We start from the raw sequence: 586 nt of genomic DNA on the forward strand, positions 1-586 counted from the left end.
AATCCAACATGGCAAAACTGGCTGACTTGCACTTGCAAATCACTGTCCCTCAAGAAGCTTGTCCACTTGGCCTTGCACCAACCAGCAGTACCACAGCAACTTTAGTAATGGGCGATGCGCTAGCAGTTGCCCTACTTCAAGCGCGTGGATTCTCAGCAGAAGACTTCGCTCTCTCACATCCTGGTGGTGCTTTAGGAAGAAAATTGCTACTTAAGCTGTCTGATATTATGCACTTCGGAAATGCATTACCGAAAGTGTCTCCGGATGCGTTGATTCGCGATGCGCTTTTGGAGATTTCAGAGAAAGGTTTGGGAATGACCGCAATCGTGGACGAGCACGATGCTATGCTTGGTATATTCACCGATGGTGACTTACGCCGCACTTTGGATAAGCGCATTGATATTCATACCCCGGCTATTGGTGAAGTCATGACGAAAAATCCAACCACGGCACATCCAGAAATGTTAGCAGTGGAAGGATTGAACTTAATGCAGAACAAAAACATCAACGCACTTATCCTATGCAAAGAAGATAAAATCGTTGGCGCATTAAATATGCATGATTTACTAAAAGCTGGTGTGATGTA

The 586-nt window shown here is 45.2% G+C and carries 1 protein-coding gene; it reads left to right on the top strand.

Translation table 11 applies throughout. From position 1 onward, the window contains the following. On the top strand, nucleotides 1–586 hold a 586-nt coding region (locus tag R7Q48_RS29300; protein WP_318133871.1), incomplete at both ends, for a KpsF/GutQ family sugar-phosphate isomerase.

It is taken from the genome of Vibrio sp. 378 (genome assembly GCF_033339435.1).